Origin of the sequence: Saccharomonospora piscinae, from assembly GCF_005862235.1 — a bacterium.
GTDB classification, from domain to species: domain Bacteria; phylum Actinomycetota; class Actinomycetes; order Mycobacteriales; family Pseudonocardiaceae; genus Saccharomonospora; species Saccharomonospora piscinae.
On record NZ_VCEK01000004.1, the window covers coordinates 165,815 to 186,087 of the forward strand.

Annotated in this window: 19 protein-coding genes; 11 read left to right on the forward strand and 8 right to left on the reverse strand. The window is 72.5% G+C overall.

Translation table 11 applies throughout. From position 1 onward, the window contains the following. Positions 1–4 precede the first annotated feature (4 nt). Positions 5–1,063 (reverse strand): SMI1/KNR4 family protein, encoded by a 1,059-nt coding sequence (locus tag FFT09_RS17075; RefSeq protein ID WP_138383316.1) that lies wholly within the window; start codon positions 1,061–1,063, stop codon positions 5–7. Positions 1,064–1,083: 20 nt separating this feature from the next. Next, the gene (locus FFT09_RS17080; RefSeq protein ID WP_138383317.1) at positions 1,084–2,580 is read right to left on the reverse strand and encodes a leucyl aminopeptidase; all 1,497 of its coding nucleotides are present in this window, start codon (positions 2,578–2,580) and stop codon (positions 1,084–1,086) included. 131 nt (positions 2,581–2,711) lie between these two features. Between FFT09_RS17080 and FFT09_RS17085 the strand changes: the two genes are divergently transcribed. Continuing rightward, entirely contained in the window at positions 2,712–3,581 is an 870-nt protein-coding gene (locus tag FFT09_RS17085) for a hypothetical protein (protein WP_138383318.1), read from the forward strand. A gap of 16 nt (positions 3,582–3,597) precedes the next feature. Here the strand turns inward: FFT09_RS17085 and FFT09_RS17090 are convergent, their stop codons facing one another. Further along, positions 3,598–3,912, reverse strand: a complete 315-nt coding sequence (locus FFT09_RS17090) for a hypothetical protein (protein ID WP_138383319.1) — start codon at positions 3,910–3,912, stop codon at positions 3,598–3,600. 64 nt (positions 3,913–3,976) lie between these two features. On the opposite strand from FFT09_RS17090, the gene FFT09_RS17095 reads away from it, so the two are divergent. After that, positions 3,977–5,080 (forward strand): branched-chain amino acid aminotransferase, encoded by a 1,104-nt coding sequence (locus tag FFT09_RS17095; protein WP_081195402.1) that lies wholly within the window; start codon positions 3,977–3,979, stop codon positions 5,078–5,080. 48 nt (positions 5,081–5,128) lie between these two features. Here the strand turns inward: FFT09_RS17095 and FFT09_RS17100 are convergent, their stop codons facing one another. Next, positions 5,129–6,100, reverse strand: a complete 972-nt coding sequence (locus FFT09_RS17100; RefSeq protein WP_138383320.1) for a nicotinate-nucleotide--dimethylbenzimidazole phosphoribosyltransferase — start codon at positions 6,098–6,100, stop codon at positions 5,129–5,131. Positions 6,101–6,180: 80 nt separating this feature from the next. On the opposite strand from FFT09_RS17100, the gene FFT09_RS17105 reads away from it, so the two are divergent. Then, positions 6,181–6,903, forward strand: a complete 723-nt coding sequence (locus FFT09_RS17105; protein ID WP_138383321.1) for an IspD/TarI family cytidylyltransferase — start codon at positions 6,181–6,183, stop codon at positions 6,901–6,903. 25 nt (positions 6,904–6,928) lie between these two features. On the opposite strand, the gene FFT09_RS17110 is transcribed toward FFT09_RS17105, so the two are convergent. Continuing rightward, positions 6,929–7,927, reverse strand: a complete 999-nt coding sequence (locus FFT09_RS17110; RefSeq protein ID WP_081194673.1) for an aldo/keto reductase family protein — start codon at positions 7,925–7,927, stop codon at positions 6,929–6,931. A 161-nt stretch (positions 7,928–8,088) separates the two neighbouring features. Here FFT09_RS17110 and FFT09_RS17115 point away from each other — a divergent pair, with 161 nt between their 5' ends. Continuing rightward, positions 8,089–8,571, forward strand: coding sequence for a hypothetical protein (locus FFT09_RS17115; protein WP_081194675.1), 483 nt, complete (start codon positions 8,089–8,091; stop codon positions 8,569–8,571). A 10-nt stretch (positions 8,572–8,581) separates the two neighbouring features. Here the strand turns inward: FFT09_RS17115 and FFT09_RS17120 are convergent, their stop codons facing one another. Beyond that, complete coding sequence (locus FFT09_RS17120; protein WP_081194677.1) at positions 8,582–9,253, reverse strand: DUF3043 domain-containing protein; 672 nt, start codon at positions 9,251–9,253, stop codon at positions 8,582–8,584. A 136-nt stretch (positions 9,254–9,389) separates the two neighbouring features. Here FFT09_RS17120 and FFT09_RS17125 point away from each other — a divergent pair, with 136 nt between their 5' ends. The 3 genes from FFT09_RS17125 to FFT09_RS17135 all read left to right on the forward strand — a co-directional run bounded on the left by FFT09_RS17125 (position 9,390) and on the right by FFT09_RS17135 (position 12,347). Further along, the gene (locus FFT09_RS17125; protein ID WP_024876101.1) at positions 9,390–9,767 is read left to right on the forward strand and encodes a HesB/IscA family protein; all 378 of its coding nucleotides are present in this window, start codon (positions 9,390–9,392) and stop codon (positions 9,765–9,767) included. A 167-nt stretch (positions 9,768–9,934) separates the two neighbouring features. Further along, the gene (locus FFT09_RS17130; RefSeq protein WP_138383563.1) at positions 9,935–10,888 is read left to right on the forward strand and encodes a carbohydrate kinase family protein; all 954 of its coding nucleotides are present in this window, start codon (positions 9,935–9,937) and stop codon (positions 10,886–10,888) included. Positions 10,889–10,940: 52 nt separating this feature from the next. Then, on the forward strand, positions 10,941–12,347 hold the full coding sequence (locus FFT09_RS17135; protein ID WP_138383322.1) for an FAD-binding oxidoreductase: 1,407 nt from the start codon (positions 10,941–10,943) through the stop codon (positions 12,345–12,347). Positions 12,348–12,356: 9 nt separating this feature from the next. Here the strand turns inward: FFT09_RS17135 and FFT09_RS17140 are convergent, their stop codons facing one another. Then, the gene (locus tag FFT09_RS17140; protein ID WP_138383323.1) at positions 12,357–13,439 is read right to left on the reverse strand and encodes an AfsR/SARP family transcriptional regulator; all 1,083 of its coding nucleotides are present in this window, start codon (positions 13,437–13,439) and stop codon (positions 12,357–12,359) included. 111 nt (positions 13,440–13,550) lie between these two features. On the opposite strand from FFT09_RS17140, the gene FFT09_RS17145 reads away from it, so the two are divergent. From FFT09_RS17145 to FFT09_RS17155, 3 genes are all read left to right on the forward strand, one after another. After that, positions 13,551–15,947: a helix-turn-helix domain-containing protein gene (locus tag FFT09_RS17145; RefSeq protein ID WP_244231400.1), complete on the forward strand. Its 2,397-nt coding sequence runs from the start codon at positions 13,551–13,553 to the stop codon at positions 15,945–15,947. Between the two features lie 74 nt (positions 15,948–16,021). Then, positions 16,022–16,966 carry a PE-PPE domain-containing protein gene (locus FFT09_RS17150; RefSeq protein WP_138383324.1) on the forward strand — a complete coding sequence of 315 codons (945 nt, stop codon included), beginning with the start codon at positions 16,022–16,024 and terminating at the stop codon, positions 16,964–16,966. A gap of 29 nt (positions 16,967–16,995) precedes the next feature. Beyond that, positions 16,996–17,247, forward strand: a complete 252-nt coding sequence (locus tag FFT09_RS17155) for a hypothetical protein (protein WP_138383325.1) — start codon at positions 16,996–16,998, stop codon at positions 17,245–17,247. On the opposite strand, the gene asnB is transcribed toward FFT09_RS17155, so the two are convergent. Further along, on the reverse strand, positions 17,244–19,172 hold the full coding sequence (gene asnB, locus FFT09_RS17160) for an asparagine synthase (glutamine-hydrolyzing) (RefSeq protein ID WP_138383326.1): 1,929 nt from the start codon (positions 19,170–19,172) through the stop codon (positions 17,244–17,246). The two genes, FFT09_RS17155 and asnB, sit on opposite strands and share 4 nt — an antisense overlap. A gap of 138 nt (positions 19,173–19,310) precedes the next feature. On the opposite strand from asnB, the gene ctaC reads away from it, so the two are divergent. Further along, positions 19,311–20,258 (forward strand): aa3-type cytochrome oxidase subunit II, encoded by a 948-nt coding sequence (ctaC, locus tag FFT09_RS17165; RefSeq protein WP_081194687.1) that lies wholly within the window; start codon positions 19,311–19,313, stop codon positions 20,256–20,258. Positions 20,259–20,273: the final 15 nt, after the last annotated feature.

A 20,273-nucleotide genomic window follows, 5' to 3' on the forward strand; every position in this document is an offset into this window, starting at 1 on the left:
TGACTCAGCCGGCCGCGTCGAGGAGCCGCCGGTGCTCGGTGAGTAGTGCGTGGATGCCGGTGTGACACGTGACACCGAACACCGGATCGTCCTCCAGCACCTCGCCTCCCGGGCACCGCAGCGTCAGCACGGCGGGCTCGGAGATCACGACCAGGCCCGCGCGGACTGTCAGCTCCGCCGCGCCGAGCAGCCGGGGAAACACCACGTCGGCGGGCAGGCCGTCACAGGTCAGCAGGAATCTCCGGTAGGAGCCGGGCAACGCCGTGCCGAGCCTGCGTTCCGCGTCGTCGAGCGCGGTGTGACTCGCCGGTGGTGGTGCGGCGTCCGCGGTCCCGCGCAGGCGCAGGACGGCGGCCACCAGTTCCGGCCACGAGGCGTCCTCCCGCCCCGAGGGCTCGCGGGCGGCGTCCCGGGCGTCCAGTGCCGCCACGAGGGCGTCGGCGAGACCGTCGGCCCAGCCCTGCGGCATCGTGAGCGCGTTTCCGGGCTCGGCCACGAGCAGCGCCGCGACCGAATCGCAGCCCGCGAGCGCCGCGACCGGCGGTTTCGGTAGCTGCCGCGCCCGCTCACCCCACTCCCGCAGCGCGGCGCGGGCTCCCTCGGCATCGCCCGCGTCAGCGAGGTCCCAGGCGTGCAGGGCGAGATCCGCGAGGTGCGCACGCGCACCGCCACCGTCGCGCAGCGTGTTCAGATGGCGACGCTGCGCGACTCTCTCGGTGGCGGGATCGCGCGGGGTCAGGCCGTCGGCCCAGTCCGGCACGGAACCCCGCGCCGACCGGGCCGACAGCACCGCGGCCCATGCCCTCGCCGTCGTGGCGTCGCTCACCAGCCGGTCCACCGGCCCGCCGGTGAGCCGCCACCACCGGCGGACGAGCCGGTCACCCGCCGCCGGAGCACCGGAACAGCACAGCAGCAGCGCCGCGTGCGAGACCTCGGCGTCCACGGTGTGCGTGTCGGGCTCGGCCGCTGTCAGCACCGTGCGGACGGCGGCCTCGACCGCGTCGGCGGGTTCGGCGGGACCGAGCCGGGGCTCGTCCGGCCACGGCGGGAGGACCGGCTCCACGGGTTTTCCGCGACCCGTGCTCAGCCGTTGTCGGCGATGTCGGCGAGCACCGCGGCGATGGTGCGTACCGGCACGCCCGTGCCGCCCTTGCCGGTGTAGCCCCACGGGCCGCCCGAGTTGTACGCCGGGCCCGCCACGTCGAGGTGCGCCCACGGCACGTTCTCGGCCACGAACTCCCGCAGGAAGATGCCGGCCGCGAGCATGCCGCCCCACCGCTGACCGGTGACGTTGGCGAGATCGGCCAGCTTCGAGTCCAGTTCGGAACGCAGTTCCTCCGGCAGCGGCATCGGCCAGCCGTTCTCACCCGTGGCCTGGGCGATCGCGGCGACACGGTCGCGGAACTCGTCGGAGCCCATGATCCCCGGCGTGCGGTCGCCCAGCGCCACCTTCTGCGCACCGGTCAGCGTGGAAGTCTCGATGACGTAGTCCGGCTGCTCCTCGCAGGCGCGCGTGAGCGCGTCGGCCAGCACGAGACGGCCCTCGGCGTCGGTGTTGAGCACCTCGACCGTCCTGCCGCCGTACATCCGCAGCACGTCGCCGGGCCGGTACGCCGTGGCGGACGGCATGTTCTCGGCCAGCGGGATGTGCGCCACGACCTCAAGCGGGTACTTGAGCTTCGCGGCCAGCACCACCGAGGCGAGCACGGCCGCCGCGCCCGCCATGTCGGAGGTCATGTCGTCCATGCCCGCAGCGGGCTTGAGGGAGATCCCGCCGGTGTCGAACGTGATGCCCTTGCCGACCAGCGCCACGCTCTTCTTCGCCTTCGCCCCCCGGTAGGCCACGCGCAGCAGCCGGGGCTGGCGGGACGAGCCGCCCCCCACGCCGAGGATGCCACCGAAACCCTTGCGCTTGAGTGCCTTCTCGTCGAGGACCTCGACGTCGAGCCCCTCGGCGCCGGCCAGTTCCCTGGCCCGGTCGGCGAACGAGGCGGGGAAGAGATCGTTCGGGGGAGTGTTGACCAGGTCACGGGCCACGATGACGGCCTCGGCGATGGCGCCGGCGGCCTTCAGCGTCGCCTTGTGGGCGCGCGTGGTGCCCTCGGCGGGCGCGGCGACCTCCAGTGCGGCCGGTGGCGTGTCACCCGGCTCCGACTTGTAGGCCGTGAAGCCGTAGGAGCCCAGCACCGTGCCCTCCACGGCGGCCTGGAGGTCGAGTGCGGACAGGGTCGTCAGGACGCGCTTGCGGCCCGACAGCGCCCGGCCCGTGGCGCCCGCAGCACGGCGCACCCGCTCGGGGGTGAGATCGTCGGGTTTGCCGAGTCCCACCGCGAGCACCACTCCGGCGGACAGCCGGCCCAGGCTGGGCACCCGGACCGTCTCCTCGGCCTTGCCGGTCGCGCCGAGGGTGGTGAGCACCTCGGCGAGCGTTCCGTCGAAGGCCGCGTCCACGGCCTCGGCGCCGTCCGCCAGCTCCGGCCCGTCGGGGCCCTGCACGGTACCCACGATCACGACCTCGGCGCGGGTCTTGGCCAGCGCCGCCTCGGAGTTGTCGGACAGGGACAGCTTCGGCACGCTCACGTCAGGCTCCTCTGTGTTATCGCGTCCTGCTCCGGCGGGCGGGTGAGCCCACCGGGGTCCTCGGTCTCCCCCGGACCTGTCCCGCCATGCTATTGGCGGAGTCGCTGTGAGCGTGGAGGTAGGTCGGCGGGATGTCGCTGGGAGCCGGACTGTTCGTGGTGCTCGCCGTCGCCGCCTCGGCCGCGGGCTGGTGGTCGCTGGCGGCCCCGGTGCTGGCGGGCGCACTCGCGTGGGTGGTGTGGCGCGGGCCGCTCACCGAGCGGGGCAGGGTGGGCGCGGCGCTGGCCGGGGCAACCCAGTGGGCGCTGCTGGCGGTGTCGGCGGTGGTCGCCGCCACCTACCTCGTGCCGGGTTCGGCCTCGACGGGTGCGGCGGGGCCGGTCTTCGCCGTGGTCGCGTTGGTGGTCGTCGCCGTGGCGGTGGCCGCCGACGCGGCGGGCGCGCGCGTCGGCGACCGGATTCCCCGCTGGTACGCGGTGCTGCTGGGGCTGGCGGCGGTCGCGTTCGTCGCGGTCTGCGTGGCGATCGCGCCCGCCGGTGATGTGGCCGATGCCGGGACCGGCGCGCTCCCGCCTCCGGGACTGGTCGTCGCCGTGCTGGTGTACCTGCCCCTGGTGGCGGAGCTGCGCGGGTGGCGCCTGATCGTGGGCGTCGCGGCGGCGGTGACGGTGGCGGGCGCCGCGCTGTACCAGGTCGGTCCCGTCCGGCTGGGCCTGTCGGCGGCGTCGTTGCGCGACGTGCTGGCCGCCGCCGACGCGACGGCACTGACCCCGATGCTCGTGGCCGTCGCCGCGCTCGCGGGTACCGCCTCGGCCGTGCGGTGTGCGGGACGGTTGCGGCGGGCGAGTGGCCGTCCCGGCTGGAGCGCGTCCGCGCTCGCCGCCGCGGGCGCCGCGGGCGTCGCGGCAGCGGTGCTGGGCCCGCAACCGGTGCTGCTGCTCGCCGGTGCGGTGGCGCTGGCCGACTCGGCCCACGCGGTCGGGCAGCGGGTCGCGCGGTGAGACCCGGCTCCCGGGCTCAGGCCATCAGCGCGGCGAGCCCGAACAACACCGCACCGGCCACCGCGAGTCCGGCCAGCGACTTTCCGGGGACGTCGCGCGGCAGCATGCTCTTGTGCTGCTCCTTCCACCACATCAACCCGAACGCGATGCCAATGATCGCGAGGATGACGCCGAAGACGCCCACCATGACGTAACCGATCAACGCCAGCATGCCGGACGTGAACGTCAGCAGGACGGCGGTCGCGAACGCCTTCGCGTCCGAGGCCCCTCCGGCGGAGACGCGGTTGTACACGGGCTGGTACTGGGACTGCTGGGAGGTCACCCGCGTCATCCTAGACGCACGAGCGGCCCGTGAGGCTCTGGTTTCGCGCATCGGGCCGGATATGCTGGCGGCCATGACTACGACGATCCCGTTCACCAGCCGCCACAGCCCCACTCCCGCCTCGGCGGAGCGGGTAGCCGAGGTACTGGCGAAGCCGGGATTCGGAGTCCACTTCACCGACCACATGGTCACGGTGACGTGGACGGCGGAGCGCGGGTGGCACGACGCGGAACTGCGGCCGTACGAACCGGTCACGCTGGACCCGGCCACCGCCGTGCTCCACTACGGCCAGGCCATCTTCGAGGGGTTGAAGGCGTACCGGCAGCCCGACGGGACCGTGAAGGCGTTCCGCCCCGACGCCAACGCGGCCCGCTTCCGCCGCTCGGCCCGCCGGATGGCGATGCCGGAACTGCCCGACGAGTTGTTCCTCGGCTCGATCCGCGAACTGCTCGCCGTGGACGAGCGGTGGGTTCCCACCCGGCAGGGAGACTCGCTCTACCTGCGGCCGTTCCTGATCGCCACCGACGTCGGGCTCGGGGTGAACCACCCGTCGCGCAGCTACCTCTACACGCTGCTCGCCTCGCCCGCGGGCTCCTACTTCGCGGGCGGGGTCAAGCCGGTGAGTGTCTGGCTGTCCACCGACTACACGCGGGCGGCACCGGGCGGTACCGGCGAGGCCAAGTGCGCCGGCAACTACGCCGCCTCGTTCGTGGCCCAGGCGCAGGCCGTGGAGCAGGGCTGTGACCAGGTGGTGTGGCTCGACGCCGCCGAACACCGCTACGTCGAGGAGATGGGCGGGATGAACCTGTTCTTCGTGTTCGGTTCGGGTGCGGACGCCAGGGTGGTCACGCCCGAGCTGAGCGGGGCACTGCTGCCCGGGATCACCCGGGACTCGCTGCTGCGGGTGGCGTCGGACTTCGGCTACCGGGTCGACGAGCGCAAGATCACCACCGACGAGTGGGAGAGCGCGGCGGCGTCGGGCGAGCTGACCGAGGTCTTCGCGTGCGGCACCGCCGCGGTGATCACCCCGGTGGGCCGCGTCAAGCACCCCGGTGGTGAGTTCCGCGTCGCCGACGGCGAGCCGGGTGAGGTGACCATGCGGTTGCGCGCCGAGCTGACCGGGCTGCAGGAAGGCACCCGGCCCGACCCGCACGGCTGGATGCACACCGTGCGCTGAGTGCGACGGCGAGGGCGGCGTCCGCCGGTCCGGGCGCCGCCCCTTCCGCTACTCCGCGAGCCGCGCCGCCATCGTCAGCAGCGGCAGCAGGGCCGCCGCGCCGGTGCCGGAGCCTTCGGCGAAACCGAGATCGAGGACGGGTTCCAGATCGAGGTGTTCCAGCGCCAGCGCGTGGGCGGGCTCGGTCGTGAGGTGGGCCGCGGCCCACCAGGACCGCGCACCCGGGGCGAGTTCCTCGGCCAGCAGCGCGGCGGCACACACGACGAGGCCGTCGAGCAGGACGGGGGTGCGGCGCACGGCGGCCTGCGCGAGGAACCCGGCGAGCGCGGCGACATCGGCCCCGCCCACGGTTCGCAGCAGGTCCATCGGGTCGGTGAGCACGGGCCGCGCCCGCCGCAGCGCGTCGCGCACCGCGCGGGTCTTGCGCATCCAGGCGTGGTCGTCGATGCCGGAGCCACGGCCGACGACGGCGACGGGCTCGGTGCCCGTCAGCGCGGCCACCAGCACCGAGGCGGGGGTGGTGGCACCGACACCCAGTTCGGCGGGCACGAGCAGGTCGGCGCCCGAGTCCACCTCGTCGTCGGCGACTCGCGCACCCGCCCGCACGGCCCGCTCGGCCTCGTCGCCGGTGAGCGCGTCCTCGGTGTCGATCGCCCCCGAGCCGCGCCGGACCGTGAACTCGCCGGCCTCGGCGGCCTCGGCACTGTCGATGCCGACGTCGACCACCCGGATCGCGGTGCCGCTCACGTCCGCCAGCACACCGAGGGGCGTGCCTCCCTGCTCGAGTGCCGCGGCCAGCGCCGGGGTCTGTCCCGGTGTGCGCGCGGAGACGCCGCGCGCCGCGATGCCGTGGTCGGCGGCGAAGACGACGATCCGGGCGCGGCGCGGCGGGGTGGCGTGAGTGGCTCCCTGGCGGGCGGCGAGCCAGTCCCCGAGCGCGTCGAGCGCGCCGAACCGGGGCCGGGTGGTGCTGCGGGGCGTGTCGTCGGGCTGGGTGATCTCGGCGAACTCGATAGGCACCCGCTCACCGTACCGAGCGCGCCGGGTGCCACCGGTGCCGCGCGGGCACCGAGCCCCGGCGGGAGTTCTAGGATCGCGGGATGGCGGAACGGGTTCCGGGGGCGGCGGGTGTGGTGCTGGCCAGCGGTGCGGGCACGCGTGTGGGTGCCGCGACCAACAAGGTGTACCTCCCGCTGGCGGGACGCGCGGTCGTGTCGTGGTCGCTCCGGGCGTTCGCGCGGGTGGCCGGACTCGACACGCTGGTGCTGGTGACCCGGCCGGACGACGACGACCTCGTGCGGCGGGTGTTGCGCGAGGACTTCGACGGCGACATCGAGGTCGAGGTCGTCCACGGTGGATCGACCCGGCAGCGGTCCGAGCTCGCGGCGCTGCGGCACCTGCGTGGGCGCATCGAGTCGGGCGCGATCGACGTCGTGCTGCTTCACGACGGCGCCCGCCCCCTCGTCGGCACCGGGCTGATCGCGGAGGTACTCCGCGTCGCGCGGGAGCACGGGGGTGCGCTGCCCGCTCTGCGCGACGACGACCTCGTGGCGCTGGCCGGTCAGGGTGGGCAGTCGGTGACGGCGGTGGGCGACGACACCCTGGTGCGGGCACAGACTCCCCAGGGCTTCCGCGCCGCCGCCGTACTGGCCGCCTACGAGCGCGCGGAGGCCGAAGGGTTCGTGGGCACCGACACGGCCTCCTGCATGGAGCGCTTCGGCGGGCTGCCGGTGCGCTGGGTGGCGGGCGAGGAACGCAACATCAAGGTCACCTACCCGCACGACCTGGCGCTGGCGGAGCGCGTCCTCGCCCCGGGGGAGTGAGCGGCGCCCCGGGGCGAGGCGGCACTCAGAGGACCGGGCTCCTGGTCAAACCCGGGTCGCGGGTCACGACACCGTCCAGCGCGTCGTCGATGGCTCGCAGCAGGTCCGCCTCGAGCGTCACCCCGGCGGCCTTGACGTTCTCCTGCACCTGCTCGGGACGGGAGGCGCCGATAATGGCGGAGGCCACGTTGTCGTTCTGCAGCACCCACGCCACCGCGAGCTGGGACAGGCTCAGTCCCGCCTGCTCGGCGAGCGGTCGCAGCGACTCCACGGCCTCCAGCACGGGATCGCGGAAGAACGACGACCGCTCGACCATCCGCGCGCCCGTCTCGTCGGCGGCCCTGGACCCGGCGGGCGGCGGCTGTCCCGGCCGGTACTTGCCGGTGAGCACGCCCTGCGCGATGGGCGACCACACGATCTGGCTGAGGCCCTCCCGCTCGCAGGCCGGCACGACCTGCTCCTCGATGACGCGCCAGAGCATGTTGTACTGCGGCTGGTTCGAGACGAACGGGATACGCAGCTCGCGCGCGAGAGCGGCGCCACGGGCGATCTGCTCGGCGTTCCACTCCGACACTCCGATGTAGAGCACCTTGCCCTGCCGGACCAGGTCGGCGAACGCCGTCATGGTCTCCTCGAGTGGCACGGTGTGGTCGAAGCGGTGGGCCTGGTAGAGGTCGAGGTAGTCGGTGCCGAGCCGGTCCAGCGAGGCGTGCGCGGACTCCATGATGTGTTTGCGCCCGAGGCCCTTGTCGTTCGGGCCGCCCGGCCCGGTGGGCCAGAAGACCTTGGTGAAGATCTCCAGGCTTTCCCTGCGCTGCCCCGCGAGCCCCCGGCCGAGCACCGATTCCGCCGCGGTGTTCGCGTAGACATCGGCCGTGTCGAATGTCGTCACGCCCGCGTCGAGCGCGGCTCTGATGCAGGCGTGGGCCTGCTCCTCCTCCACCTGGGACCCGTGGGTCAGCCAGTTTCCGTACGAGATCTCACTGACGGAGAGGCCACTGCGGCCGAGACGGCGAAACTTCATGCCCGTCAGCCTAACCACGATTCATTTCGCAAAGCTAACGACTTGCCACCCGTTCGATGAGCGCGACCGGCGCGGTGGCCGGGGCCGGTCTACGCTCCGCTGCAAATATATCACGCACAGTGCCCGAACGGTGGCGGTGTGTTCTACGTCAGGAGGTTCACATGACTCGGCTGCGTGCCGCGCTCACCGCCACGGTTCTCACCGCGTCCGCGCTCGCGGGCGGGCTCGGCGTCGCCTCGGCGGCTCCCGAACGGCCCGGTGGCGCCGACGGTTCCCTCACCGCGGCGGGGGAGACGTGCCGGTTCGGCGGTGCGCGCACGAGCGGACGCCCGCCCTCGGCTCTCACCCTCGACGCGGCCAGCGTGAACCGCACGATCCGCTGCAGCGGCGGTGCCAGGGTGCGGCTCGACCGTAGCCCCCGTTTCCTCTTCCACGACGGCTCGGGCAGGGCGACGGTCCGGAACGTGCGGGTGAGCGTGACGGCGATGGGCGTCACCTGCACCTACGCGACACCCCGGCTGACGGCGGGGCGCCAGGGCGGCTCGCGCACCTACGTCGCGCGCGGGGTCAGGGTCGGCAACGTGGGCGGCGGCTTCGTCTGCCCCGGCTCGGCCACCGCCGACGTCCGGTTCAGCTTCCGCTGAGCGGCACCACCTAGTCGATCTTCTCGCCCGGCTTCACCCGCGGCTTGGGGACGCGGAGCTTGCGGAGCTGGCTGGCCCGGACGAAGGAGTACCAGCCGATCGAGGCGCCGCGCACGTTCTCCTTGGGGAACTTCAGCCGCACCTGCTTGGCGATACGCCTGCCGTTGAGGAAGCCCTCCACGATCATGCCGAGCAGCATCACCGTGGTGAGCAGCGTCGCGTACTGCTGCACCGCCACGACCGGGATCAGCAGGGTGATGAACACGAGGATGGCCAGCGGCATGAACAGGCCGAGGACGTTGCGCCGTGAGTCGACCAGGTCGCGCACGTACGCCTTGACCGGCCCCCGGTCCCTCGGCAGGAGGTAACGCTCGTCACCCGCGAGCATGCGTTCCCGGCGTTCGCGCGCGGCGGCGCGGCGCTCGTTCTTGCTCACGGGGTTCTTCTTCCGCAGCTCCCGGCTGCGCCGGATGGCCTCCCTGGTCGTCCGGGGCGGAGGCGCGACCGGGCCGCGCCGCCTGCCCTCGGCCTCCCGCCGCCGCGGCGTGGGGCGGCCCTTGCCCGGGGTGTAGCCCTTGTGGGGCGACGACGCCGAGTCGGTGTCGACGTCAGTGCCGCCACTGTCGCCACCGACCTCGGTGACGTCGGCCTCTTCGGTGCTGGAACGACGCAGGAACCTCACTTCACCAGGGTATTGCAGCGCACACTCCGCATGTTCATCCGGGCGGAAAATGTGTCACCATGGACTGTGGGAACAGAACGGGTGTCCGGTGTGTTGGAGCCGGTACCCGCCTGAACCAAGACCGTGAGGGAGAGTCATGACGACCGCTGAGCAGACCGGCAACACCTCCGCCGACGCCGGCGAGGCCACCCACGGCGTCATCCTGACCGACGCCGCGGCCTCCAAGGCGAAGGCTCTGCTCGACCAGGAGGGCCGGGACGACATGCACCTGCGCATCGCCGTGCAGCCCGGCGGCTGCGCCGGTCTGCGCTACCAGCTCTTCTTCGACGAGCGCACCCTGGACGGCGACCTGTTCCGGGACTTCGGCGGCCTGCAGGTGGCCGTGGACCGGATGAGCGCACCGTATGTCGAGGGCGCGCAGATCGACTTCGTCGACAGCATCGAGAAGCAGGGCTTCACCATCGACAACCCCAACGCGGGCGGCTCGTGCGCCTGCGGTGACTCGTTCCACTGAGCCGGGCCACACCGGTAGTCAACTGATCCTCTCCGCTCCCAGGGGCGTTCCGGCCGGTGCCGGACGACTCTGGGAGCGGTGTGGTGTGGCGTGCGGCACAATCGAGCGTCGTGAACTCTCCCGCCTCCCGCATCGCGGTCTGCGGCAGCATCGCCACCGACCACCTCATGCACTTCCCCGGCCGGTTCGCCGACCAGTTCGTCGCGGATCAACTGCACCGGGTCTCGCTGAGCTTCCTCGCCGACGACCTGGTGGTTCGCAGGGGTGGGGTGGGCGCCAACATCGCTTTCGGCCTCGGCGTGCTCGGAGCTGATCCCGTGCTCGTGGGTGCGGCGGGCCCCGACTTCGCCGACTACGACTCGTGGCTGCGCCGCCACGGCGTCGACACCGCTGGAGTCCATCTCTCCGAGGTCGCGCACACCGCCCGGTTCGTGTGTACCACCGACGACGACCTGTGCCAGATCGCCACCTTCTACGCGGGGGCGATGAGCCAGGCGCGGGAGATCGAACTGGCGCCGGTGGCGGACCGGGTTGGCGGGCTGGGGCTCGTGATGATCAGCCCGGACGACCCCGACGCGATGCTGCGGCACGCGGCGGAGTGCCGCTCGCGCGGCTACCGTTTCGCCGCCGACCCGTCGCAGCAGCTCGCCAGCATGGACGGCGCCCAGACCCGCGCGTTCGTGGCAGGTGCGGCCTACCTGTTCAGCAACGACTACGAGTGGGACCTGCTGCTGCGCAAGACCGGGTGGAGCGAGGACGACGTCCTGGCCCGCGTGGGCCTGCGGATCACCACGCACGGTGCCGACGGCGTCGAGATCGTGGATCGCGACGGTCTCGCGCTGCGGGTGGCCGCCGTACCCGCCCGCGAGACCACGGACCCGACCGGGGTGGGTGACGCCTTCCGCGCCGGGTTCCTCGCGGCGCGGCACCGCGGCCTGTCACTCGAACGGTCGGCGCAGTTCGGCTGCCTCGTCGCGGTCGGTGTGCTGGAGACCGTGGGCACTCAGGAGTGGACGTTCGACCCGGAGGTCGCGTTCGGCCGTCTGCGCGCGGCGTACGGGGCCGGGGCCGAGGCCGAGATCAGGGCCGCGCTCACCCAGCCGGGGGGCCGGCGAGCGTAACGGCGGGCCCGTGCCGCGCGACTTTGCCCCGGATCAGGGGCGAGGAGGCACGATGTCGCATCCGCTCGAACCCGCCGCCGTGGCGCCGCTGCGCGACCGCCTGAGCGGTCCCGTCGTCACTCCGGCCGATGCCGGGTACGAGGACACCCGCGCGGTGTTCAACTCCATGGTCACCGCGCGGCCCCAGGCCATCGCGCGGTGTACGAGTCCTGGCGATGTCACGGAGGCGCTGGCCTTCGCCCGGGAGACCGGCCTTGAGGTCGCGGTCCGCGGCGGCGGGCACAGCGTGTCGGGCGCCAGTCTGGCCGACGGTGGGCTGGTACTCGACCTGCGCCCGCTGAACCGGGTGAGCGTGGATCGCGAGCGTGGTCTCGCCGTGGCGGCCGGGGGCGCGAACTGGGGCGATTTCGACCGGGCGACCCAGCCCGACCACCTCGCCACGACCGGTGGGCGGGTGTCCACCACCGGCGTGGCCGGGCTCACCCTCGGCGGCGGGTCCGGCTGGCTGGAACGCCGGTTCGGCCTCGCCTGCGACAACCTCGTCGCCGCGGAACTGATCACAGCCGACGGCCGCCACGTCCACACCGACGAGCGGAACCGTTCCGAGCTGTTCTGGGCGCTGCACGGAGGCGGGGGCAATTTCGGGGTGGCGACCGAGCTGACCTTCGCGGTGCATCCCCTGCCGGAGTTCGCCATCGCCATGCTGCTGTGGCCCGCCGAGGACGGCCTGGAGATCGCCCAGCGTTACCGGGCCCTGCTGACCGGCGCACCGGACACCGTGGGCGGCGGGCTGGTGTTTCTGACCGGGCCGCCCGAGGATTTCGTGCCGGACGCGCTGGTGGGCAGGCTCTGTTGCATGGCACTGCTCACCTATGCCGGGCCGGAGACCGAGTTGCGGGAGTTCGCCGCGCCCCTGTTCGCCGCCGAGCCACGCGGGCAACTGGTCACCGGCCTGCCCTACGCGGAGTTCCAGCACATGCTCGACGACCCGCCCGGCCAGCGCAACTACTGGTCGGACGAGAACCTGACCTCGCTGCCGGACGAGGCGCTGCGGCGCTTCTGTGACCACGCGAGGGACATGCCGGTGCCGTCGGCGTCGCAGCAGTGGCTCTTCCCGTGGGGCGGAGCCGTGGCACGCGGCCAGGAGTGGCCGGGCTTCGACCGTGGCGCCGCGTGGGCGGTCCACCCCTTCGGCGTCTACGCCGATCCCGCCGACGACGCCAGGGTGCGCGCGTGGTCGCGCGAGCTGTGCGCCGCCGTCCGGCCCTGGGGAACGGGGGATACCTACCTCAACTTCATCGGCGACGAGGGGCAGGACCGGATCGTCGCCGGATACGGTGAGCGCAACTACCGCAGGCTCGCCGAGGTCAAGGCCGAGTACGACCCGGACAACGTCTTCCACCGGTGGCACGCCATCGTGCCCGCCACCGGGGGTACGGCGTTCGCGGGCACGCGGTGAGCCCGCCGTTCATAGGACGCCGCACCGTACGGGGTCTGCTGGACGGGCACGGTCGCGCAGGATCGCCCGGTGTATCCGCCGGGCCGCGGCCCCGGGCTCGACACCGAGGTCCGTCGCCAGCGCGCGGCGCAGGCGGGTGAACGCCGCGAGCGCGTCGGCGCTTCTGCCCTGCTCGTGCAGCGCCCGCATCAGCAGGGTGACCACCGGCTCGCTGTGCGGGAACAACGCCGCCGAGGACTGGAGTTCGTCGACCGCCTCGGCCTGCCTGCCCAGGCTCAGCTGGAGTTCCGCCTTGCGCTGCGACAGCGCACTGCGGCGTTCGGTGAGCCGCAAGCGCTCCAGCTCCGCGAACGGACCGGGCAGCCCGGCCAGCGGCTCACCGCGGAACAGTCCCAGCGCACGGGAGTACTCGGCCACCGCGGTCGCCAGATCACCGGCGCGCAGCGCGGCGCCGGCCTCGGCCACCACCGCGTCGAGCCGCGTGGTGTCCAGCCGGACATCCGCTCCGAGCAGGCGGTAGCCGCAGCGATCCCGCGCGATCACCGACTCCGCCGCCCCGTTCCCGCAGCGCAGGCCACGGCGCAGCCGGTAGACGTAGACCGGCACGACGTTGCCGAGCGGTGGTTCCGTGCCCCAGACGTCGGCGAGCAGCGTTGCGCTGCTGACGGTGTGGTCGCAGCGGGACGCCAGCGCGGCCAGCACCGCCTGCTGCCGCAGCGGGCCGAGATCGAGTGTGACCGAGCCCGACCGCGCGTGCAGCGGGCCGAGCAGCCCGAGTTCGAGGCGGGGCCCCGTGACCTCAGCGGGGCGCGATGACACCGTGTCGCGGGCGAGGGCGGCCCGGTGGCGTGGCGTCACGATCCCGTGGTCGAAGGCGTACACGATGGCGGCACACCGGTCCCGCAGCCCGAGCACGTCGAGAACTGCCCGCACATGCCGGGTGACGGTGTCGCCGGAGAGACCGAGCGCCGAGGCGATCTCCTGATCGTCGAGCCCGCGCCCCACGGCACGCAGCACCGCGAGCTGCCTCGCCGAGAGGGAACGCCGCGCGGGCGATGCTGACGGCGTCGGGCTTGCGAAACTGAGCGACATAGCGGTCTCCCTGCGTCACCGGCCTGCCGTGCCGGACGGTGCGGCACGTGTCACCGAGGGTGGGTCCGCGCCGGGCGGAGGAACAGGCCAGTGACCGGCCATTGGTGGCCGGTGACGCGCTACTCTTCGTTCTCCTCCGGCTACGCGGAACGAAAGGTCGCCTTGTCCAGCAACTTCGGTGCCCAGCTCCGGTCGCGGCGGCGCGAGGCCGGGCTGACCCAGGAACAGTTGTCGGAACGTTCGGGCGTCGGTGTGCGCACGATCCGCAGGCTGGAGACGGGGGAGCGGGCGGCACCGCGCACGAACACCGTCCGGCTGCTCGCCGACGCGCTCGGGCTGCCCGCCGCCGGTCGCGACGCGCTCCTGGCCGCCGCGCTGGGCACCGAAGCCCCCGCTGCGGAGCCCTCTGAGGCACCCCCGGTTCCGGCGGAGCCCGCCCCGGAGCGGGGTGCTCCCACCACCACGCCACACCGACCACGCCCCGCACCGCCCACCGCGCTGGCCGAGGCGCTGAGCGAGCTCGCGGCAGCGGTGGGCAGCCGCTGGCGTCGCGAGGAGGAGCAGCGCCAGGTGCAGGACCCGTTCCCCCTGCCGGTGCGGTGGGAGTCGGCGGCAGAGGATCTCAGCGACCACTCGGCCAACGTCCACCGCGTCCCGCCCGGCGAAACGGCACCGCCCGTGGTGCTGCACGGTGGGCTCGCGGACGTGGCACCGGTCTACCGGGGCCTGCCGTCGGGCAGGCTCGTGGTGCTCGGCCGCGAAGGGTCGGGCAAGACCATCCTCACCCTGCGCCTCGCGCTCGATCTGCTGGCGGCCCGGGAACCCGGCGACCCGGTGCCGGTCGTGGTCGGGATGAGCTCGTGGGACCCGACGGCCCAGGCGCTGCGGGACTGGCTCACCGAGCAGCTGCTCCGGGACTTCCCGGGCCTCGCCGGAAGACACGGTGGGAGCACGCTGGCCGGCGCACTGGTCGAGGCCGATCTCGTGGTGCCCGTGCTCGACGGGTTCGACGAGATCGGGCAGGGCCTGCGCCGGACCGCCCTGCGCGAACTCAACGCCAGCCCGCTGCCACTGCTGCTGACCAGCAGGCCCGCCGAGTACGCCGACGCCGTGGCCGGTACCGACGTGCTCACCTCCGCCGCCGTGATCGAGCTGCGGGACCTCGACGTGGCCGACGTGGCGAACTACCTGCCCCGCACCGCACGTAAGGCCGCCGACGGCGGCACCGTCTGGGAGCCCGTGCTGGGGCGCCTGCGCGAGTCGCCGCCGGATCACGCCGCGGCCACCCTCGCTGCCGTGCTGAGAACGCCACTGATGGTGGGGCTCGCCCGCACCGTCTACAGCGACGGTCCCGGCCGCGACCCGGCGGAGCTGCTGGACAGCACACGCTTTCCCGACGCGGCGACCCTCGAAGCGCACCTGTTCGACAGCTACCTGCCCACCGTGTACCGCGACCGGCCAGAACAGGCGCGGCGGCGGCGCTGGGACGGCCGCCGGGTGCCGTACTGGCTGGGCTACCTCGCGCACCACCTCGACCGGCTCGGCAGGCGGGACCTCGCCTGGTGGCAGCTCGCCGACAGCCTCGGAACGTCGTCGCGCATGTTCGTGATGGGAGTCGTGACCGGTGTCGGCGTGGGGCTGGTGGAGTGGGTGTTGTCGGGCATCATGGGCGTCCTCTATCTCGGCTCGGCCTACACCCCGGCACTGTTCTTCGGCGCCGAGTTCCAGGACGCGGTCCACGTCATGCTGGCCGCCGGACTGACCTTCGCGGTGATCCACGGCCTGGCGGTCGTGTTCGGCCGGGCGAACCTCGCGCCCCACCGTGCGCGCGTGCGCATTCGGGGGGCGCCCGCACGCGACATCGCGACAGTGCTGGCGCGAGTCCGGCTCGGCCTGCTCGCCGGGCTCGCGTTCGGGCTCGGTTCCGGGGTGATCTGGGGCGTCATCACGTGGGTCGGGTCGGGCAGCCGCGAGTCGCTGCTGGCCGGGCTGATCAACGCCGTGGTGATGGCCGTCGCGTTCGCCCCCGCGGCGGGGCTGGCCTTCGGACTGGCCGCGACGCTGGAGAGTCCGCTCGACCTCACCTCCGCGGCCAGGCCGGGGGAACTCCTGCGCACCAACCGCGGCACGGTGCTCGGTCTGGTCGGACTCGTGGCGCCGGTGTTCGGACTGGCCGTGGCGCTGGGAGGCGGAGCCGCGGTGGCCCTGTTGGAAGGCCCGCTCGGCACCTTGAACTACCGGTTCGAGCACGCACTGCTCTGGGGCGTGGTAGGCACCGTCGGCGGGGGCCTCGGCTACGCGCTCTGCCTGACGGCCTGGGGGCAGTGGCTGATCTTCGCGCGGTTCTGGCTGCCCCTGACCGGTCGGCTGCCGTGGGGGCTGTTCGCGTTCCTCGACGACGCCTACCGGCGGGGCGTGCTGCGCCAGGCCGGTGCCGTCCACCAGTTCCGGCACGCCACACTGCACGACCACCTCAGCCGGGTGTACCGGGAGCGAGAACGCTCCTGACGCGCGGGTTCATCGGCATTTCATCGCTCCGGTCTAGCCTCAGCCGCACTCGACCGGGCCTGGGGAGGACGTTCATGCGAACCGTCACCACACGCGCGCTGACCGCGCTCACCGCCGTCCTGCTCGCGGGCCTCGGCGCGGTGGCCGGAGCACCGGGCGCTGGTGCCGCGCCCGTGCCGGACTGCCCGGCCACGATGCTGTTCGAGGTCGGCGGAGCGGGCGACGGGCAGGGACTGGTGTGGGACACCGTCAACGCCGCGCTCCCGGAGGCCGTCGAGGCCGAGAAGATCGTCTACCCGGCCGAGATGGCCCCGTTTCCCGGTCACACCCGGTCGATGGACGAGTCCGTGGCCGAGGGGATGGCGACGCTCGACGCCGCCGTGCGCGACGTCCACGCGCGCTGCGCGGACTCCGACATCCTGGTGACGGGATACTCACTCGGCGCGCTCGTCGCGGGCAACGCACTGGAGGCGCTGGCCACCGACGGCGCCGTCGCCCCCGAGCGGCTGCGGGGCGTGCTCTACGGCGACCCCCGCAGGCCCGGCGATCCGTCGGCGGGGCCCAACGGCAGCGGCGACGGCGGTGCGGGCGGTGTGGCGACCACCATCCCCACGTTCGCCGCCGGCCTGACACTGGAGGGCCCCCGGCCGGACTACGGCGACGTGATCGTGCGGCAGGTGTGCAACCAGAACGACGGCATCTGCACCTCGGCCAACCCGTTCACCAACGCGCTGGCCTTCGCCAACGGCTGGGCCGGATACCTGGGCGGGGACCACCGCTACGACCTCGACCCACTCCGCGACGTGGCCTTGCCGGACCAGTTCCACCGGCAGAGCCCGAAGGTGCCGTACGGCCCACCACTGCCCCTCGACCTGCCCAATCCGCGCGAACTCGCGAACGGGAACCCGGAACTGTCCCGCCAGATCGTCGATCAGCTCCGCGACGGACTGCGGACCGCCCTGGGGCCCGCGTTGTGCGAGCGGCTCGCCGAGCGGCTGCCCTGGCTGGTGCGGCTCTGACGCCTGGCCCGGTGCTGCCGGGAGCGGCCGTGGGCGCCGTGCTGGGAGTGCCGCTGTTCGTCGGCGCCCTGCTCGCGGCCCGGTTCCTGCGGGAGGGCCGCACGGCGCTCGGCCTGCTGTTCCTGCTGGTCGCGCTGGCGCCGCTGGCCTACGTGTGCTGGGATGCGCTCGGCGCGCGCCGACGCTCGCGGGGCGAGCGCACCGCGAGCCCGGCCTGCGTGGTGGCCGCCGTTCTGCTGGCGGCGGCCACCGTCGCGCTCGTCGTCGCGGTGTTGACCTAGAGCTTCACCGGGTAGTGCGGCTCGGGCACGTCCGGCTTGATCCGGTGCTCGATGAAGATGCCGTGCCAGATCATGAACACGAGCAGTGCCCACAGCCTCCTGCTGTGGTCGAGGGTGCCGTCGCGGTGCTCGTCCAGCATGGCCAGCACGGCGCGCTTGTCGAGCAGCTCGTCGGTCTTCGAATCGGTGATGATCCCGCGGGCCCAGTCGTACATGTCGGTGCGCAGCCAGTGCCGGATCGGCACCGGGAAGCCGAGCTTGCGCCGGTTCAGCACGTGCGCGGGCACGATCCCGTCGAGGGCCCGCCGCAGCGCGAACTTGGTGGTCTCCCGCGTGATCTTCTGGTCGAGCGGCACACTCGACGCGACCCGGAACACCTCGGAGTCCAGGAACGGCACCCGCAGCTCCAGCGAGTTGGCCATCGTCATCTTGTCGGCCTTGACGAGGATGTCGCCCCGCAGCCACGTGAAGAGGTCGACGTGCTGCATCCGCGCCACCGGGTCCCAGCCCTGGGAGAGCCGGTACCACGGCTCGGTGACGTCACGGTGCCCGACGCCGTCGCGGAACGTCCGCAGCAGCGGGCGGAGCTGGTCGTCGCGGAACAGCCGGGCGTTGCCGTAGTAGCGCTCCTCCAGCGACAGCGCGCCCCGGCGCAGCAGGTCCTTGCCCCGCGTGCCCTCCGGGATCATCGTCGACGCCTTGCCGATGAGCTTGCGGACCCCGCCCGGCACCTTCTCGAAGGGAGCGAGCGACAGCGGCTCGCGGTAAATGGTGTAGCCGCCGAACAACTCGTCCGAGCCCTCGCCCGACAGCACCACCTTCACGTGCTTGCGGGCCTCGCGCGCGATGAACCACAGCGGGACCAGTGCCGGGTCGGCCACCGGGTCGTCCAGGTACCACACGATGAGCGGAAGTGTGTCCATCATCTCCTCGGCGGAGACGGTGCGGACCACGTGCTTGACGCCGATCGCGGCGGCGGACTCGGCCGCGACGTCCACCTCGGAGTAGCCCTCGCGCTCGAACCCGGTGGTGAAGGTGATCAGGTTCGGGTTGTGCTCCTTGGCCAGCGCGGCGATGGCGGTGGAGTCGATGCCGCCGGACAGGAACGCGCCCACCGTCACGTCCGCGCGCATGTGCTTGGCCACGGAGTCGCGCATCACCTCCGCGATCCGCTCGTGCAGACCGGCCACCTGCGCGGGGCCCGACACCGGCTCGGCGCGGAACTCGGGGGAGAAGTACCGCTCGGTCTTCAGCTCGCCGCCGGGCGCGACGGTGAACGACGTGCCCGACTCGATGCGGCGCACGCCCTGGTGCAGTGACTCGGGCTCCGGCACGTACTGCAGCGTCAGGTAGTGCTGCAACGCCGTGCGGTCCAGCTCCTCGGCCACTCCGAGCGTGGCCGACAGCTCCAGCAGGCTCTTCTTCTCGCTGGCGAACGCCACGCCGTTCGGGCCGGTCGAGTAGAACAGCGGCTTGATGCCGAACGGGTCGCGCGCGCCGAACAGCACGCCGCGTTCCGAGTCCCAGATCAGGAACGCGAACATGCCGCGCAGCCTGCCGACGGCGGCGGGGCCCATGTGGTGATAGGCCGCGACGATCGCCTCGGTGTCCCCCTCGGTGGTGAAGGTCGCACCGTGCTCGCGCGCCAGCTCCTCGCGCAGTTCGAGGTAGTTGTAGATCTCACCGTTGAAGTTGATGGTGTAGCGGGTGGGGTTGTCCTCGGGACCCCACGTCAGCGGCTGGTGGGAGTGTTCGAGGTCGATGATGGCCAGCCGGTTGAAGCCGTAGACGATCTCGCCCGAGGCCCAGGTGTCGGTCTCGTCGGGACCACGATGCCGCTGGCAGCGCAGCGCTCGACCCACGGCGTCCCTGGCGTTCGCCGCGTCTTGTTCACTGCCACAGACCAGTCCAAGCAGGCCGCACACGCCTTCTCACACACCTTTTGTTCGTCAACGCCGGAGTCCTCAGTCGCAAAGTATGCCGGGGAAGGCGGTGACGCCGCCGTCCCGGGTCTGGGCTAGAGTCCCATGCGTTGGAAGGATCGGGCGAGGAGGCATCACGGAGTGGGCGTTCCACAGCGCACCCGGGGCACACGACGGGGCAGGGCAGGCAAAATCGCCGCGCTCGGTGGCCTCGTCGCACTGACGGCGACCGGTTGTTCGGGCGAGGAGATCCTGCGATTCGGCTGGCCCGGCGGGGTGACGCCGGAAGCCGAGCAGATGCGCAACCTCTGGACCTGGTCGGTCGTGGCCGCGCTGGTCGTCGGCGTGATCGTGTGGGGCCTCATCTTCTGGACGATGGCGTTCCACCGCAGGAAGAAGGGCTCGACCGAGGCGCTGCCGAGGCAGTTCCAGTACAACGTGCCGCTCGAACTCTTCGTCGTCGTGCTGCCGATCGTCATGGTCTGCGTTCTCTTCTTCTTCACCGTGGTCACCGAACAGTCGGTGCTCGCGGAGGAGGAGGACCCGGACGTGGTCGTCGACGTGACGGCGTTCCAGTGGAACTGGGAGTTCGCCTACCCCGACGCGGAGACGCCCGACGGGCAGCCCGTCAACACGGTCGGCAGCTCCAGCGAGATCCCGCTGCTCGTGCTGCCCACCGACCGGCGGATCCAGTACAACCTGGAGTCCACCGACGTCATTCACTCCTTCTGGGTGCCGGAGTTCCACTTCAAGCGTGACGTGATGCCGCACCCGGACAAGAACAACCAGGACAACACCTTCCAGAACACCATCGACAGGGAAGGTGCCTTCGTCGGCCGCTGCGCCGAGCTGTGCGGCAGCTACCACTCGATGATGAACTTCGAGGTCAGGGCGTTGTCCCCGGACAAGTTCGACCGCTACCTCGAACTGCGCACGCAGGTGAACCCCGAGACGGGCCAGCCGAACTCGGCGGCGCAGGCGCTGAGCATCATGCAGGGCGAGGGTTGCGACGAGCAGCTGTGCGACCCGTTCGCGACGACCACGAGCCCGTTCTCGACGGACCGCACGGCGCGCACCGCGTCCGGCTGAGCGGCGTCGAGAAGT